Origin of the sequence: Lacisediminihabitans sp. H27-G8 (genome assembly GCF_046156175.1) — a bacterium.
GTDB lineage: Bacteria > Actinomycetota > Actinomycetes > Actinomycetales > Microbacteriaceae > Lacisediminihabitans.
In genome coordinates this window covers 220,094-236,198 of record NZ_JAYLVL010000004.1, presented here as the reverse complement: position 1 = coordinate 236,198, position 16,105 = coordinate 220,094, and the positions used below count along the sequence as shown (strand labels likewise).

The window sequence follows — 16,105 nt, the reverse complement described above, 5'->3', positions numbered from 1 at the left end:
CGCGCGGGGCGCAGCGGCCGACCCCGGGCGGGCCCGGACATTCCGGGTGGGCGTGCCGGCCCGGAATGTCCGCGACCGCCCGGTTCGGCGCCAGGGGGATCCGACGGGCCTCAGTCGAGGAACAGCGCGCGCAGGCGCCGGGTCGTGAACACCAGGCCCACCGCGATCATGACCACGAAGTAGAGCACGTGCCCGAGCATCCCGTAGCTGAGCGCGCCGGTGGTGAGACCCCGGATGAGCTCGACGCCGTGCCAGAGCGGCAAGGCCTGGATCACCCACTGGATGACCTGCGGGTAGACGCTCAGCGGATAGAAGGTCGCCGAGAAGAGGAACATCGGCAGCAGGGCGAAGTTGATCCAGTCCATCTGCTGGAAGCTCTTCATGTAGCTGGTGATCGCCATCCCGAGGCTCGCGAAGCCGAAGGCCACGAGCACCACGGCCGGGAGTGCCAGGATCGCGGTCCACGCCAGGTTGAGTCCGAGCACCTGCATCACCAGCAGGAAGCCGGCCGCGTAGACGACACCGCGAAGCAGGGCGAGGAAGATCTCGCCCAGCGCGACATCCAAAGGCCCGAGGGAGGTCGCGAGCATGCCCTCGTAGAGCCGCGCGAACTGCATCTTGAAGAAGACGTTCCAGGTGGAGTCGAAGATCGCCCCGTTCATCGCCGAGACGGCGAGCAGCGCCGGAGCGATGAACGCGGCGTAGGGCACCTGCTGGCCCGTCGAGGTGGTGACCGCCCCGACGAGTGCACCGAGGCCGATGCCCAACGAGAGCAGGTAGAAGATGGGCTCGAAGAACCCGCTGACCACGATGAGCCAGTTGGTGCTGCGGGTGGCCAGCAGTCCCCGCTCGATCACCGAGCGGGAATTACCGGCATACAGCGCACGGATGCCGCTGCGGCGCGGTCGTGGCTCCGGACGCACCGGGGCGAAGGTCGGCGTCGCGGTCACTTGTCGAGCCTCCTCGTGACGACGCGCTGGGTGCGCAACCACCCGTAGACGCAGAGGACGAGGGGGAACAGGATGTGCACGGCCACGAGCCAGCCCGGCTCCACGTTGCCGTAACTCACGTCGCGCCCGAGCTGCGTGCCGTGCCAGAGCGGCGAGATCCAGCCGATCCACTGCAGGTAGATGGGCATCTGGGTGAGCGGGAAGAATGTGCCGGAGAACAGCAGGAGCGGCGCGATGATGAACCGGCGGATGAAAGCGGGCTGGCCGGCATCCGTCTCGACGGTCGCCATGTAGCTGGCGATCACGAGCCCGAACGCCATGCCCGTGAGCAATGCGATCGGCACGGTGAGGAACCCGAGCGCGTTCGGCACGGCCCCGAAGGCCAGCATGATCAGGTAATAGATGATGCCCGTTGGGAGCACGCGGGCGATCACGGAGATGAAGATGCCGTTCACGATCTGGTTGCCCGAGATCGGCGCCGCGTTCATGCCGAAGAAGATCGGGTTCCACTTGAAGCCCATCAGGATCGGGTAGGTACACTCCTCCGAGGCCGCCTCAACCGCCGCGGATGCGATCAGCGCGGGCGCCACGAAGGCGAGGTAGCCCACTCCCCCGAAGGCGTTGCCCTGGTTCTTGTCGACAAGGGTCGCGAGCCCCACGCCGAGCGCGAAGAGGTAGATGACCGGGCTGCCGATCGCCGTCGCGAGCAGCGTCTTGTAGTACGAGTTGATGCCCCGGATGCGATGCTCCGCGACGTACCAGGATCCCCATCGCCGGGGCTTGACCCCGCCGGCGAGGGCCGTGCCGCGCGCGTCGGCCGTCGAGGCCGCCTGCGCCGTGCCCATTCGATCGGGGCTCATTCGATCAGGCTCCGTCCGGTGAGTCGCAGGAAGACGTCTTCGAGGCTGGAGCGACGCACCAGGCTCGTGATCGGGTGCAGCCCCCGTCGCGCGATCTCGGCGAGCACCGCGTCACCGTCTTCGCTGTAGACGAGGATGCGGTCGGGCAGCACCTCGATGCGCTCCCCGACCCCGACGATCAGCTGCGCCACCTCCGCATTGCGCTCCGACCCGAAGCGCAACTCGGCGACCTCCCGGGTGGAGTACTGGCGGATGAGCTCGGCCGGTGCACCCTCTGCCATGATCGTGCCCTTGTCGACCACGATCAGTCGGTCGCAGAGCTGCTCGGCCTCATCCATGTAGTGGGTGGTGAGCACCAGCGTCGTGCCCTGCTCCTTGAGCCGGAACAGGCGATCCCAGAGGATGTGGCGCGCCTGGGGATCGAGGCCGGTGGTCGGCTCGTCGAGCAGCAGGATGCGCGGCTCGTTCATGAGCGAGCGCGCGATGGTGAGCCGGCGCTTCATGCCGCCCGAGAGGTCGTCGACCTTGGATTTCTTGCGGTCGGAGAGTTGGGCGAACTCGAGCAGCTCGTCGGCACGGCGTCCGCACTCCGCGATGCCGATGCCGAAGTAGCGCCCGTAGATGATGAGGTTGTCGCGCACCCGGAGTTCGGTGTCGAGGTTGTCCTGCTGCGGCACGACGCCGAGTTGGGAGCGGATCTCGGGCCCGTTCGCGTCCGGGTCGAGCCCGAGGATGCTGAGGTCGCCGCTCGTGCGGGTGGAGACGGCTCCGACCATCCGCATCGTGGTCGACTTTCCGGCGCCGTTCGGACCGAGCAGTCCGAAGGACTCCCCGGGCGCGACCTCGAAGGAGAGGCCGTCGACGGCGGCGAAGTCCTTGTATTTCTTGGTGAGGAGACTGGCGGCGATGACAGGGATAGGCACGATGATCCACCATAACCACTCCCCCGGACATAGTGCGAGCCTCGCTCATGCTCCCTGCGGAGTACGATCTCCCAGCACTGCCGTGCCTAAGCTTGATTGTTCGCCTCGCCCAACGGAAACGACATCATGAGCACAAGCACGCAATCCCGCCCCTCCCGCTCTCCCTTCTCCCGCCCGAAGAAGGACGACGGACCCCGCGCGAGCTTCAGCCAGCTTCTGCCCTACCTGCTCGAGCACAAGAAGGTGCTCGGCATCGTCATCGCGCTCAGCGTGCTCGGGGCGGCGACATCCCTCGGGCAGCCGCTGCTGGTGAGCCAGGTGATCGCACGGGTGCAGAAGAACGATCCCCTCGGCGCGCTCGTGTACCTGCTCGTCGCACTGGTCGTGATCTCCGCGATCCTCTCGGGGGTGCAGCATTACCTTCTGCAGCGCACCGGGACGAGCGTCGTGCTCTCTGCCCGCCGCCAGCTCGTGCGGCGGATGCTGCGGCTGCCGATCAGCGAGTTCGACACCCGCCGCACCGGCGACCTCGTCTCCCGGGTGGGATCCGACACCACCCTGCTCTACGCGGTCCTGACCCAGGGTCTCGTGGACGCGATCGGCGGTGCCCTCATCTTCCTCGGCGCCCTGATCGCGATGCTCGTCATCGATCCGGTGCTTCTCGGTCTGACCGTGCTGGTCATCGCCGTCTCCGTCGTCACGGTCGTACTGCTGTCCGGCCGGGTGCGGGTCGCGAGCCGCAAACAGCAGGAAAAGGTGGGGGATCTCGCCGCCTCCGTCGAACGCGCGCTCGGAGCCATCCGCACCGTTCGTGCCTCCAACGCCACCGATCGCGAGACCGCGGCGATCGAGAAGGACGCCAAGGGCGCGTGGGAGATGGGCATCCAGGTCGCGAAGATCTCGGCACTCGTGGTGCCGATCGCCGGAATCGCCCTGCAGGTCTCCCTGCTCGTGGTGCTCGGTGTCGGAGGATTCCGGGTCGCGAGCGGTGCCATCACGATCGCCAACCTGGTGGCGTTCATCTTCTTCCTCTTCATGCTGATCATGCCTCTCGGGCAGGCCTTCGGCGCGATCACCTCGGTGAACCAGGCGCTCGGTGCGCTCGGGCGCATCCAGGAGATCGTGACCCTTCCGAGCGAAGCAGAGCTCGACGGCGCGATCGAACCCGCTGCGCCGATGCCCTCGGATGCCGCGATCAGCTTCCACGACGTGGTGTTCACCTACCCGGCACCACCGGTCCCCCCATCCGCCCCTGCCACCGGCTCCGGGTCGGTGGAGCACTCCGAACTCGTGGAGGATGCCGCACCGAAGGACCTCACCGTGCTCCACGGGGTCTCCTTCGACGCCCCCCGCGGTCAACGCACCGCACTGGTCGGCCCTTCCGGCGCCGGAAAGAGCACGATCCTCGCGCTGATCGAGCGCTTCTACGACCCGACCGCAGGTCTGGTGCGACTCGGCGGCATCGACATCCGCGGGCTCGATCGCGAGACCCTTCGTGCCCAGATCGGCTATGTGGAGCAGGATGCCCCGGTGCTGGCCGGCTCGCTGCGCGACAACCTCACTCTCGGCGCTCCCAGCGCCACCGACGAGGAGTGCATCCGGGTGTTGCACGATGTGAACCTCACCGCGGTGCTCGAGCGCAGCGAGAAGGGCCTGGATGCGGCGGTCGGCGAGGAGGGCGTCATGCTCTCCGGTGGTGAGCGCCAGCGTCTCGCCATCGCACGCACCCTGCTCGCGGCTCCGCCCATCCTGCTGCTTGACGAGTCGACGTCGTCTCTCGACGGGCTCAACGAGCAGCTGCTGCGCGAGGCGATCGATGCCGTCGCCGAGAACCGCACCCTGATCGTGATCGCGCACCGCCTCTCCACCGTGGTCGACTCCGACCAGATCGTAGTGCTCGACCACGGGCGGGTCGTCGGCGTCGGCACCCACTCCGAACTCGTCAAGAGCACCCCGCTTTACCGCGAGCTCGCGAAACACCAGCTGCTGGTCTGACGCGTTCCGCTTCGTCAACCCCTTCCGCGCTCTTCATCATTCAGGAATATCTGCGACGGATGAGACGGACGAGACGGCCGAGGTCGACTCCTGCAGCATCCGTCTCACCAGCCCCACATATTCCTGAATGATGACGTGTCGGATGCGCTAGATTTCTGCTGAGCAGAGGAGCCGACGATGGCCGCTGGAACGAAGGACGACCCCTGGGAGCTGGTCACGGCTCCCGGATCGTCGAACTACACGATGTTCGTCGAGGGCGACGAACTCGTCTGCCAGGTGGGCTCGACCACCCTGAAGTACCAGTCCCGGGCGATCGACGACCTGCACGCCTGGCTCACGGAGCAGGGCGACTGGGTCGACCTGGGTGCCTCCGACGAGTCGAAGACTCCCGCCGAGGGAACCGTCGAGGCCTGGGGACGGGCCGAGACGAATCCGGTCGGCGGATGGTACGGCCTGCGCAAGGGCTATCGCGGCCGGTTCGGGATGTACCTGCCGCCGCTGCTCGAACTGCTCGGCCGCGCCGAGCTCACCCACGACCCGCGGAACAACCGCATGCGAGCGCTCTGAGGGGTCAGGCGAGCGCCCACATCGCCACGGCGGCGGTCGCGGCGACGTTGAGCGAGTCGATCCCGTGCGCCATGGGAATCTGGACCACGGCGTCGGCGCTGGCAAGCGCTTCCGCGGTGAGACCCTCCCCCTCGGCGCCGAGCACGAGCGCCAGTCGCGCGGGAGCCGCGAAGTCGCGCAGGCTCACGGCATCCGCGCTCAGGGCCAGCGCCGCCACCTGGAACCCGGCGGTCGCGAGCAGCTGCCGGGTCGACGGCCAGTCCCCGAGACGCGTCCACGGCACCTGGAGCACCGTGCCCATCGACACCCGGATGGCCCGACGGTAGAACGGATCGGAGCAGCGGGGAGTGACGAACACCGCATCGGCACCGATGGCGGCGACGGAGCGGAAGATGGCTCCCACATTGGTGGGGTCCGCCACGTTCTCGAGGATGATCACCCGCCGGGCACCCTCGAGGAGGGACGCCGCACTCGGCAACGCCGGCCGGTTCATCGCCGCGATCAGGCCGCGATGGAGCAGGTAACCGGTCAGCTCCTCGAGGAGCTCGCTCGGCCCAGAGAAGATCGGAACCTCCTCCCCCACCAGCGCTCGCGCCTCGTCGACGGTGTTGCCGAGGGCCAGCACCGAACGCGGTCGATGGCCTGCCGTGAGCGCCCGCTGCAGCACGAGTGCCGACTCGGCGATGTAGAGGCCGTGCTCGGTGCCGCGCGCTTTCTTGAGCGCGACGTCCGTCTGGTGGGAATAGTCGGCGAGTCGCGGATCGGAGAGATCCGTGATCTCGACGACGGTCACGCGACGGTGGCCGGTGCGAGCACGTACTTCGTCTCGAGGTACTCGTCGATGCCGACGTCGCCGCCCTCGCGTCCGAGGCCGGACTGCTTGACTCCGCCGAAGGGCGCCGCCGCGTTCGAGACGACTCCCACGTTGAGGCCCATCATGCCGGTCTGGATGCTGTCGATCAGGCGAAGCCCACGGGCCAGGTCGCGCGTGAAGGCGTAGCTCACCAGGCCGTACTGGGTGTCGTTGGCTTTGGCCACCGCATCCGCCTCGTCGGTGAAGGTCGTGATCGACAGCACCGGTCCGAAGATCTCTTCGCGCAGGATGTCGCTGCCGGGCGTCACCCCCGTGATCACTGTGGGTGCGTAGAAGGTACCATCGCGGTCGACCGGGGTCCCGCCGGTGAGAACTGTCGCGCCGCGGGAGACCGCATCCGTGACCAGCTCGTCGGCCTTGGCAACCGCGGCGGCGTTGATGAGCGGCCCGATCGAGACCCCGGCCTCGGTGCCCCTGCCGATCGTCAGCGCGTTGACACGCTCGGTGACGCGCGCGGCGAACTCCTCGGCCACCGACTCGTGAACGATGAACCGGTTCGCCGCCGTGCAGGCCTGGCCGATGTTGCGGAACTTCGCGATCATCGCGCCGTCGACGGCGGCGTCGAGATCGGCATCCTCGAACACCAGGAACGGGGCGTTGCCCCCCAGCTCCATGGACGTGCGGAGCACGTTGTCGGCGGCCTGCTTGAGCAGGCGGACCCCCACCGGCGTCGACCCGGTGAAGCTGAGCTTGCGCAAGCGGGAATCAGCGATGATCGGTGCGGAGACCTCGCCGGAGGTGGAGGTCGTGATGATGTTGAGCACTCCCTTCGGCAGGCCGGACTCCTCGAGGAGCTTCGCGAAGTAGAGGGTGGTGAGAGGGGTCAGCTCTGCGGGCTTCACCACCGCGGTGCACCCGGCCGCGAGCGCCGGCGCGATCTTGCGGGTCGCCATCGCCAGCGGAAAGTTCCACGGGGTGATGAGAAAAGAGGGTCCGACCGGGAAGCGGGTGACGAACATGCGACCCGTGCCCTCGGGGTTCACCCCGTAGTGGCCGCCGATGCGCACGGCTTCCTCGCTGAACCAGCGCAGGAACTCGCCACCATAGGTGACCTCACCGCGCGCTTCGGCGAGGGGCTTCCCCATTTCGAGCGTCATCAGCAGCGCGAATTCATCGGCGCGCTCCTGCAGCAGGTCGAAGGCCCGGCGCAGGATCTCGCCGCGCACCCGGGGGGCGGTTGCCGCCCAGGAAGCCTGCGCAGCCGCAGCGGCATCCATCGCCAGGGCTCCGTCGGCGACCGACGCGTCGGCGATGGTCTTGATCACCAGCCCGGTCGACGGATCGACCACCTCGATCGATCGTCCAGAGGTGGATTCCACCCACTCCCCACCGATGAAGAGCCGGTCGGGCACGCGGGACAGAAGTTCGGATTCGGAGATCACACTCATGCGACCAGTCTAGTTTTGCGGGGACCCTTCGACCCGCACCCCGGCCGCCACCAGGCGCTCGAGGGCGAGCGTGCTCGATGTCGCATCGACCCCGGCGACGAGGTCGTCGAACACCCGCACCGTCCGGCCCGCCGCCACGGCATCGAGCGCGCTGGCGAGCACGCAGTAGTCGGTCGCGATGCCCACCACGTCCACCTCGTCGATGCGCAGTTCGTCGAGTCTCTGCACCACGGATTGCCCGGAGTCGGTCACGCCCTCGAAGATCGAGTAGGCCGGGCGTCCCTGTCCCTTGCGCACTCCGACCGTGACGGCCGAGGTGTCCAATGCCGGGTGGTAGTCGGCACCGGTCGTGCCGGCCACGCAGTGCACCGGCCAAGTGGTCACGAAGTCCGGGGCATCCGCTTCGCCGGAGTGCCCCCTCGCGAAGTGGCCGCCGTTGTCGCCCTCGGCGTCGTGCCAGTCGCGGGAGGCGAAGACCTGGTCATAGCGATGCGGATGCTGCGCCAGATACCGCGTGATCGCCGCGGCGACGGCCGCGCCGCCCGCGACGCCGAGCGCGCCGCCCTCGGTGAAGTCGTTCTGCACGTCGATGATGAACAGGGCGCGGGTCATGAGATCAGTTGTTCGACAGGTTGTTGCCGCACTTGAATACGGCGGTGGTGATGGTGTCGAGTGCCGGAATGGTGCGATTGTTGATGGCGCCGAGGGCGTAGAACGCGAACGCGAGGGTCGTGCCGTCGGTGGCGTGTACGACGCCGGCGAGCGCGTACTCGGTCTTGATCCAGCCCGTCTTCGCGTTGACGGCTCCCCTGGCCACCGCATTCGCCCCGGTGAACCGGCTGGCGAGGGTGCCGGTCTTGCCCGCGATCGGCAGCGCGTCGTAGATGATGTTGAGATTCTGCTGGCCCGCAGACACCTTGGCCATCAGTTGCGCGACGAAGGCAGCGGGCACCGCGTTGTCATTGCTGAGCCCCGATCCGTCGCGGATGACCACTCCGGTGGTCGTGAGGCCGTATTTGGTGAGGGCGGCCGGGATCACCTGCGCGAGAGAGGCCGAGGATCCGTCGTTGCCCGCGACCTTCGAGGTCTGGCGCGCGAGGTATTCCCCGAGGGTGTTGTCGGAGACCGGCAGCATGTAGGCCACGAGTTCGCTCACCGGCCGTGACGTCACCTCACCGAGCAGGGTCGCGCCGGCTGGCACCGTGCCGGTCGTGATGTGTTCGGCCCCGGAGACGCCGAGGTCGGCGGCGAAGGCGGTACCCGCGTCGGCAATCGGTTCGCTGCTGCGCGGGCTGTCTTGCTTGCGGGGATCCGCCCGGCCCCCGTCGACGGTGAGCGCGGTCACCTCGGGCTGGTACCCCTCGGACTGCTCGCTGCGCTCCCAACTCGGATCCCAGTTGTCGTTCGGGTCCCAGAAGCTCGAATCGAGCACGATGTCGGTGATCGGCACCGCACTCTTCGCCTGGGCTTGGGCGGCCAGATCGCTCAGCTTGGCGGCGCCGCGGTAGACGCTCTCCTGACCCTGTGGCAACGCGCTCAGCGTGGGATCGCCGCCACCGACGAGCACCACCGTGCCGGGTGTGGCACCCGCGTACACCTTGGTCGAGATCCGGTAGTCGGGCCCGAGCACGTTGAGCGCCGCAGCCGCTGTGAGGGTCTTGAGCACGCTCGCGGTGCGCGAGGGTGTGGCGCCCCCGCGATCGAAGAGCACCTCGCCGGTCGTGGCGTTGATCACCGAGGCCTGGAAGGTGAGGAGATTCGGGTCGGTGGCGGGCGCGACGACGGAACAGGTGCGCAGCCGCGTGGCCGCGGCGATCGCGGCGGGGACGTCCCGGGTGGGGGTGGGCGTCGGCGTGGCGCTCGGGCCCGCGGCGGCACCGGGAGCCGAGGCATCCGCCGAGCCCGAGCCGACGGCCATGCCGGTGAGCACGGATCCGGTGGCCAGGAGCGCGAAGACGACGCCGAGAGCGGAGAACAGCCAGGCATTCGGATGCTTCGCGATGAGCGCGAAGATGCCGCCGCGACTGCCGGGGGGCGCGGCGGCCGCCGATGCTTCCGGTGCAGCGGCGGTGGCAAGCAATTGCGTCGGCTGCTCGGGAGGCGGGGATGGAAAGAAGAGCGCGGTGCCGGAGGCGGGGAGAAGCACAGTGGGCTCGGGGGCCGGAGTCACGATGGCACGAGCCTCGGCAGCAGGAGGTACTGCGGCCGGAGGTTCTGCGGCCGGAGGCACCGACGCGGTGACGGGCAGTTGGCCTGACTGCTCGAGCTCCCGCGCTTCGCGCCTGGTCAGCGGCACAGAGGGGGGTGAAACCGTGGCAGGCGGCACAGTCGGAGGCTGCGCCGGCGCCGCGCTCTGGGGATCGATCGGCGGCTGCGGGAGCTGCGGATCCTTCGGGTCACTCACCCACCCATGATAACCGGGCCTATTCGCCGGGGTAGGCGAGGCCGATCTGCGCACGGACCGCGTCGAGGGTCTCCATGATGCGCACGCTCTCGGTCGCCGGGAGGATGGCCGGAGCGAGGTCGCCCTCCCGGATGCGCCGCTCGAACTCCCAGGCCTGGTACTGCATGCCACGGTGCGAGACGGTGCTCTCGAATCGCTCGATCACCGTGCCCTCTGCATCGAAGACCGTGAAGCTCGTGGGCGAATACCACACGGCGTCGATGTCGATGCGGCCATCCGTTCCGAGGATCGAGGCGGTGTTCGGGCCCTTGGTGTCGAGAGCACAGTGCAGCACGGCCTGCCGGTCATCCTCGAATCCGAGCAGGATGGCGGTCTGTCGGTCGACACCGGTCGCGGTCATCGCGGCCAGTGCCTTCACCTGCGTCGGTGCGCCGAAGAGGTCGAACGCGAATGACACCGGGTAGATGCCCAGGTCGAGAAGTGCGCCGCCCCCGAGCTCCGGGTTGTTGAGGCGGTGCAGCGGATCCTTCGGAAGGTTCTGGTTGTGGTCGGCGATCAGGGTTCGCACGTCGCCGAGAGTTCCGGCGGCGATGATCTCGCGAATGCGCAACATATGAGGCAGAAAGCGGGTCCACATCGCCTCCATCACCACGAGCCCGGCGGCTTCGCCCACCTCGACCACCTCGCGCGCCTCCCCGGCAGTGACGGTGTAGGACTTCTCGACCAGGACATGTTTACCCGCCCGCAGCGCGAGCAGCGCGTTCGCGGCATGGAACGGATGCGGCGTCGAGATGTAGATCGCATCGACCCCGGGGTCGGCGACGAGGTCTTCATAGCTTCCGTGCGCGACCGGGATGCCGAACTCCGCCGCGAACGCCTCGGCCGACTCCTGAGAGCGGGAGCCGACTGCCGCGACGGTGAAGCCGCAGCCGATGAGATCGGCAGTCTGGGTGTGGGCGATGAACCCGGTGCCGAGGATGCCCCAGCGAATCGGCGCGGGTGAGTTCGTCGTCTCTTCCATAGTCATGGAACGAGAATCTAGCAGTGGCTCAGCAGCCACCCCAGCGCGCCGCAGCGCGGGTGAAGCCGCCACTCTCGCCGGGCACTCCCCCGTGGGTCATCGCGAAGTAGATGCAGACGCCGCTCGTGCTCGCCACTCCGGGTCGATAGAGGGACGCGCGGTGGGCAAGCGAGTCCCACCACTTCTGGGCGACTGTCGCTCCGCTGTTGCCCGATCCTCCCGCGAGGTTGCCGTCGCATCCCTTGGCCGGGACGGCGTCCGAATAGTAGACCCCGTTGGCGTCGGGGGCGAGGCTCCGCACACCGGAGTGGCCCCAGGTGTTGCCCGGGTTGGTGCTCGGGTCTTCGGCCATCCAGTACAGGCGCTGCTCCATGCACGAGTCGTAGCGGAAGTTGCCGGGAGCGATGGGCTGCAGACAGTTGGCTGCGCGGATGGCATTGAGCGTGGCCGAGAAGGACTGGATGTCGCCGCTGGTGGTTCCGCCGATGCCCGATTCACTTCCGCCCGGTGCGCTGCCGCCGCCGCCCGCGCTGCCCGGGCAGGAGGTGCCGGCCGCTGCTGCGGCGGCCCGACGGTCGGCGGTGCTTCCTCCGGAGCTCGACCCGGCGCTCGAACCGCCGCGGCTGGTGCGGTGACCGCTTGCAGAGGGCTGTGCAGCCGGCGGTGCGACGACCACCGGGATCGGCACGGGCTTCTGGCCCAGGTGCTCGGAATCGGACTTCAGGTAGGCCACCGTGGCTGCCTGGGCCTTCGCGATCAGCACCTCGTTGGTGACGACCGTTACGGGTGCGACCGCGGCGGTCGCCGCAGGGGCGAGGGACGAGGCATAGCGAGGGGCTGCGGAATCGGCCGCCGACGCGGAGGAGACCGCGCCGGTGAGCGACGGGCCGCTGCCGCCGATGAAGGGCAGGACGAGCGTGAGTACGGCGGTGAGAACCGTCGTGAGTAGTGCGAACCGCTTCATGCCAGATTCCCCCGAACCCCAGTGAGACCGACATATCATCGCCGCGCCTACGGCCAACGCTAGGCCCCGGGCAGAGGCATCACAAGCAAATACGGAAGAGGTAGCCGAAAGTCGCCCCCGAAGTGGGGGCGTTTCGCTGCTTACATTCCGCCCCGAGGAGGGGACAGAATGCGCGTTTCTCCCCCTGTCCGGGGCACAATTCCGCCTCCGACGAACCGAGCCGCGGATCGGTCAGGCGGGGGTGATCCGCAGCAGCACGCGATCCTTCTTGCCCTGCTTGCCGCGGCTTTCGATGAACATGAAGATCTTGTATTCGAGTCTGAACTTGGCAGCGAAGATCGTGTCGAGTCTCGCGGTGACATCGTCACCGGACTCGATGGCGGCGCTTCCGCGGATCGCCGGCACTCCGTCCTTCACGCGGCCCAGGCGATCGCAGACGCGCAGTTCCACGCGGGGACTGTTGCGCAGCCGTTTGACCTTGCCGCTCGTCGCGGGTGTCGTGACCACGAGGTCATCGCCATCACGGGCGATCCAGACCGGGGTCGAGACCGCATCCCCCGACTTGCGGAACGTCGTCAGCGACACGAAGTGCTCATCACCCAGGGCGGAGAAGTCGGCGGGGAGGGTCATGGCTCCATGTTAGGGAGTCGCGGGCGCTGGTCGGTTATACTTAGTTCACAACAAGTAACTAAATGCCAGTCACTGGCGCGGGCGCTCAACGACGAGACCGGGAAACGGAGGCAATCGTGGGACAGAAGACCGTGAAGACGCGAACCGGGATGTTCAACAAAGACCACCCGAACTACCGGTGGATCGCACTGAGCAACACGACCCTCGGCATCCTGATGGCCACCATCAACGGGTCGATCGTGTTGATCTCGCTCCCGGCCATCTTCACCGGGATCAAGCTGAACCCGCTCGAGCCGGGCAACGTCAGCTACCTGCTCTGGATGCTCACCGGGTACATCCTCGTCACCGCGGTGCTCGTCGTGAGCTTCGGAAGGCTCGGTGACCTCTACGGTCGCGTGAAGATCTACAACCTCGGCTTCGTCATCTTCACCATCTCCGCTGTCTTCCTCGTGTTCGACCCCTTCACCGGCGGGCAGGGCGCCCTCTGGCTGATCGGATGGCGCGTCGTACAGGCCGTCGGCGGCTCGATGCTGTTCGCCAACTCCACCGCGATCCTCACCGACGCGTTCCCGATCGAACGCCGAGGCTTCGCGCTCGGCATCAACCAGGTCGCCGGCATCGCTGGCACCTTCCTCGGGCTCATCGTCGGCGGCGTGCTCGCCGAGATCGACTGGCACGCGGTATTCGTCGTGAGCGTGCCCTTCGGCATCCTCGGCACGATCTGGTCGTACAAGTCACTTCACGAAGTAGGCACCCGGGCCACCGGAAAGGTGGACTGGCCGGGCAACATCGTCTTCGCCGTCGGACTCGTCGCGCTGCTCACCGGCATCACCTACGGCATCCAGCCCTACGGCGATTCCTCCACCGGGTGGCTGAACCCGTGGGTGCTCACCGGGATCATCGGGGGCATCGCGTTCCTGATCGGATTCGTGTTCCTCGAGCTGCACACCACGGACCCGATGTTCAACATGCGGCTGTTCCGTATCCGCGCTTTCGCCTGGGGCAACTTCGCTGGCCTGCTCGCCTCGATCAGCCGGGGTGGCCTGCAATTCATGCTGATCATCTGGCTGCAGGGCATCTGGCTGCCACTCCACGGCTATTCCTACGAGAGCACACCGCTGTGGGCGGGCATCTACCTGTTGCCCCTCACCATCGGATTCCTGGTCTCCGGACCGGTTTCCGGATCGCTGTCCGACAGGTTCGGCGCCCGAGGGTTCGCAACCGGCGGCCTGTTGCTCGTCGCCGCCACCTTCGTGGCGTTGCTGCTCATCCCGGTGGACTTCCCCTACTGGCTGTTCGCGCTCATCACCTTCCTCAACGGGGTGGGATCCGGCCTCTTCGCGGCCCCCAACCGCACCGCGATCATGAACAGCGTGCCGGCGAACCAGCGCGGTGCGGCATCCGGAATGACCGGGACCTTCCAGAACGCCGGCAACTCGCTGTCGATCGGCATCTTCTTCTCGCTGATGATCGCCGGCCTCGCCACGACCCTCCCCAACGCGCTGCGCTCCGGGCTCACCGCTCACGGGGTGGGGGCCACCGTGGCCAACCAGGTTGCGGCCACTCCCCCGGTCGGAAGCCTGTTCGCCGCCTTCCTCGGCTACAACCCGATCGAGTCCATTCTCGGACCGACCGGCGTGCTGAAGTCGCTGTCGTCGTCGAACGCGGCCGCGCTCACCGGCAAGACCTTCTTCCCTCAGCTGATCGCCGACCCGTTCCATGCGGGCCTCGTGATCGTCTTCATCGCTGCGGCGGCGATGTCGGTGATCGGTGCCATCGCATCCCTCACCGCGGGAGGCAAGTACATCCACGAGGAGGAGCCGATTCGTGATGAGCTTCCGCAGGGTGCCGCCGCTACGATGAGCAACGTCTAGACCGGCGCTCGCCGGCCGGATTCGAGAGGGCGTGGCACCATCGATCGACTACTGACCGACTCTGCCGGGCGCTTCGCCTTCGTGATCGGCCAGCTCACCCGCCGACTGCGGTCGGCGCGCGGCGGGCTCAGCCACAGCCTGCTCTCTGCGCTGGTGTCGGTGGCGAAACACGGGCCGATCCGGCTCGCCGAGCTCGCGCAGGTCGAGCTGGTCTCCGCTCCGAGCATCACCCGCTTGGTCGCCGAACTCGAAGCCAAGGGGCTGGTCTCCCGCACTACGGATCCGGCCGACGGTCGCGCCTCGCTGATCCAGGTGACGGATGCCGGCCTCGAGGCCGTGCAGGTGGCGCGGAGAGTGCGCCAGCAGATCGTCGCCGAACTGCTCGAGCCACTCTCTGCAGAGGAGGTCGCCACGATCGAGGCGGCGCTCCCGGCGCTCGAGCGGATGATCGAGCTGCGCTGACCGGTTTCCGGACTTCGTGGCGCAGCGCAGGTCCGGTTCACCCCCGCCCACACGAGAGGCGGGCTCATCGGAGTGCTCCGCTATGCGGAGTGCCACGCGCGACGGAATTCTCCGCCGTGCGTGGCACTTCGGGGCGCGTCCGCTAGAACGGGGCGCCGGAGAAGAGCATCACATTCGAGTACGGCGTGTACTCGCCTGTGCGAACGATCGCGCGCGCGTCCCGGGTGAGAGCCTTGAACTCGACGTGAGGAACGGCCTCGACCGAGACTCCGAACTGCTCGAGGCGTTCCTTCACCGCGGCGAGCATCCCCGGGCTCTCCGTCTCCATCTCGCCCGAGATCACCGCCCGCTCGACGATGAACTCCTCGAGCACCGAGTCGAGGATGTCGAGGAATGCCGGCGAGCCCTCCCGGTACGCGAGGTCGATGCGCTCCACTCCCAGAGGGATCGGCAAGCCGGCATCGGCGACGACGATCGCATCGGTATGGCCGCATTCGGCGATCACGCGCGACAGTTGCGGATTGATGATCCCGCTGGTGCGCTTCATTTGGCGATGGCCCGACCGTCGGCGTCGAGGTAGTCACGCCAGGAACGCTTGGGGGTCCAGCCGAGCATCCGCTGCGCCTTCGCGCTGGAGATTCCGGAGGCGTCGACCCGGTCGAGCTCACGCAGTTCGATCTTGTCGCCGTAGTACTGGTGAAGCACCTCGGCGAAGTCGTGGCCGCCCACGTTGTCGGGCGAGGCGATGTAGAACACCTCGTGTCCCGGAAGCTCCGACTCGGTGGCGAGCACGATGGCATCAGCGAGGTCGTAGGCGTCGATGTAGCTCCACAGGTTGGGGCTGAGAACCGAGGCATCGCGAACCTGCGGGCCGAGGTTCTGCTCGTAGTTGCCCTCGTTCTGAACCCAGCTCGGGCGGATCGAGATGGCGCGGATGTCGCTGCGTTCGACTGCCGCGTTCATCAGCTGCTCTCCGAAGTGCTTGGTGAGCGCATAGGGATCCTGCGGGTGGGCCGGGTGCAGCTCGTCCACCGGCGCGTAGTCCGGAAGGAAGGGGCGCTCGGGAAAGAAGAACCCGGGCACGGTCTCGCTCGAGATGTTCACGAAGCGCTTCACTCCGAAACGCACCGCAGCCTCGAGCACATTGAAGGTCGCCATCAGGTTGGTGCGGAAGACAACGTGTGCCGGGTTGC

The 16,105-nt window shown here is 67.6% G+C and carries 16 protein-coding genes; 4 read left to right on the top strand and 12 right to left on the bottom strand.

Annotation, left to right across the window (positions count from 1 at the left end; all coding sequences use genetic code 11):
• Positions 1–110: 110 nt before the first annotated feature.
• Genes VLI63_RS14095 through VLI63_RS14085 form a run of 3 tightly spaced genes read right to left on the bottom strand, consistent with a single transcriptional unit; the run spans position 111 to position 2,733 of the window.
• A complete protein-coding gene (locus VLI63_RS14095; RefSeq protein ID WP_409157493.1) occupies positions 111–950 on the bottom strand; it encodes an ABC transporter permease in 840 nt (279 codons plus the stop codon).
• Positions 947–1,810, bottom strand: a complete 864-nt coding sequence (locus tag VLI63_RS14090) for an ABC transporter permease (RefSeq protein WP_409157492.1) — start codon at positions 1,808–1,810, stop codon at positions 947–949. Before VLI63_RS14090 ends, VLI63_RS14095 begins: the two co-directional genes overlap by 4 nt.
• Positions 1,807–2,733 carry an ABC transporter ATP-binding protein gene (locus VLI63_RS14085; RefSeq protein WP_409157491.1) on the bottom strand — a complete coding sequence of 309 codons (927 nt, stop codon included), beginning with the start codon at positions 2,731–2,733 and terminating at the stop codon, positions 1,807–1,809. Before VLI63_RS14085 ends, VLI63_RS14090 begins: the two co-directional genes overlap by 4 nt.
• Positions 2,734–2,859: 126 nt before the next feature.
• On the opposite strand from VLI63_RS14085, the gene VLI63_RS14080 reads away from it, so the two are divergent.
• Together VLI63_RS14080 and VLI63_RS14075 are read left to right on the top strand one after the other, a co-directional pair.
• A complete protein-coding gene (locus VLI63_RS14080) occupies positions 2,860–4,728 on the top strand; it encodes an ABC transporter ATP-binding protein (protein WP_409157490.1) in 1,869 nt (622 codons plus the stop codon).
• A gap of 177 nt (positions 4,729–4,905) precedes the next feature.
• The gene (locus VLI63_RS14075) at positions 4,906–5,295 is read left to right on the top strand and encodes a DUF6855 family protein (protein ID WP_409157489.1); all 390 of its coding nucleotides are present in this window, start codon (positions 4,906–4,908) and stop codon (positions 5,293–5,295) included.
• Positions 5,296–5,299: 4 nt separating this feature from the next.
• Here VLI63_RS14075 and VLI63_RS14070 read toward each other — a convergent pair whose 3' ends face one another.
• The 7 genes from VLI63_RS14070 to VLI63_RS14040 form a co-directional block, all read right to left on the bottom strand.
• Positions 5,300–6,088, bottom strand: a complete 789-nt coding sequence (locus tag VLI63_RS14070; protein WP_409157488.1) for a TrmH family RNA methyltransferase — start codon at positions 6,086–6,088, stop codon at positions 5,300–5,302.
• Positions 6,085–7,557, bottom strand: a complete 1,473-nt coding sequence (locus VLI63_RS14065) for an NAD-dependent succinate-semialdehyde dehydrogenase (protein ID WP_409157487.1) — start codon at positions 7,555–7,557, stop codon at positions 6,085–6,087. The genes VLI63_RS14070 and VLI63_RS14065 overlap by 4 nt, the downstream gene beginning before the upstream one ends.
• A gap of 9 nt (positions 7,558–7,566) precedes the next feature.
• Positions 7,567–8,169 (bottom strand): isochorismatase family protein, encoded by a 603-nt coding sequence (locus VLI63_RS14060; protein ID WP_409157486.1) that lies wholly within the window; start codon positions 8,167–8,169, stop codon positions 7,567–7,569.
• A 4-nt stretch (positions 8,170–8,173) separates the two neighbouring features.
• Positions 8,174–9,961, bottom strand: a complete 1,788-nt coding sequence (dacB, locus tag VLI63_RS14055; RefSeq protein WP_409157485.1) for a D-alanyl-D-alanine carboxypeptidase/D-alanyl-D-alanine-endopeptidase — start codon at positions 9,959–9,961, stop codon at positions 8,174–8,176.
• Between the two features lie 19 nt (positions 9,962–9,980).
• A complete protein-coding gene (locus tag VLI63_RS14050; protein ID WP_409157484.1) occupies positions 9,981–10,988 on the bottom strand; it encodes a Gfo/Idh/MocA family protein in 1,008 nt (335 codons plus the stop codon).
• Between the two features lie 22 nt (positions 10,989–11,010).
• Entirely contained in the window at positions 11,011–11,946 is a 936-nt protein-coding gene (locus tag VLI63_RS14045) for a hypothetical protein (RefSeq protein WP_409157483.1), read from the bottom strand.
• 231 nt (positions 11,947–12,177) lie between these two features.
• Positions 12,178–12,576: a PPOX class F420-dependent oxidoreductase gene (locus VLI63_RS14040; RefSeq protein ID WP_409157482.1), complete on the bottom strand. Its 399-nt coding sequence runs from the start codon at positions 12,574–12,576 to the stop codon at positions 12,178–12,180.
• A gap of 116 nt (positions 12,577–12,692) precedes the next feature.
• Between VLI63_RS14040 and VLI63_RS14035 the strand changes: the two genes are divergently transcribed.
• Positions 12,693–14,450: an MFS transporter gene (locus tag VLI63_RS14035; RefSeq protein ID WP_409157481.1), complete on the top strand. Its 1,758-nt coding sequence runs from the start codon at positions 12,693–12,695 to the stop codon at positions 14,448–14,450.
• Between the two features lie 81 nt (positions 14,451–14,531).
• Positions 14,532–14,912, top strand: coding sequence for a MarR family winged helix-turn-helix transcriptional regulator (locus VLI63_RS14030; protein ID WP_409157480.1), 381 nt, complete (start codon positions 14,532–14,534; stop codon positions 14,910–14,912).
• Between the two features lie 142 nt (positions 14,913–15,054).
• Here the strand turns inward: VLI63_RS14030 and rbsD are convergent, their stop codons facing one another.
• The gene (gene rbsD, locus VLI63_RS14025; RefSeq protein WP_409157479.1) at positions 15,055–15,459 is read right to left on the bottom strand and encodes a D-ribose pyranase; all 405 of its coding nucleotides are present in this window, start codon (positions 15,457–15,459) and stop codon (positions 15,055–15,057) included.
• A partial coding sequence (locus VLI63_RS14020) for an NAD-dependent epimerase/dehydratase family protein (RefSeq protein WP_409157478.1) occupies positions 15,456–16,105 on the bottom strand: 650 nt, incomplete at its 5' end. The genes rbsD and VLI63_RS14020, both read right to left, overlap by 4 nt.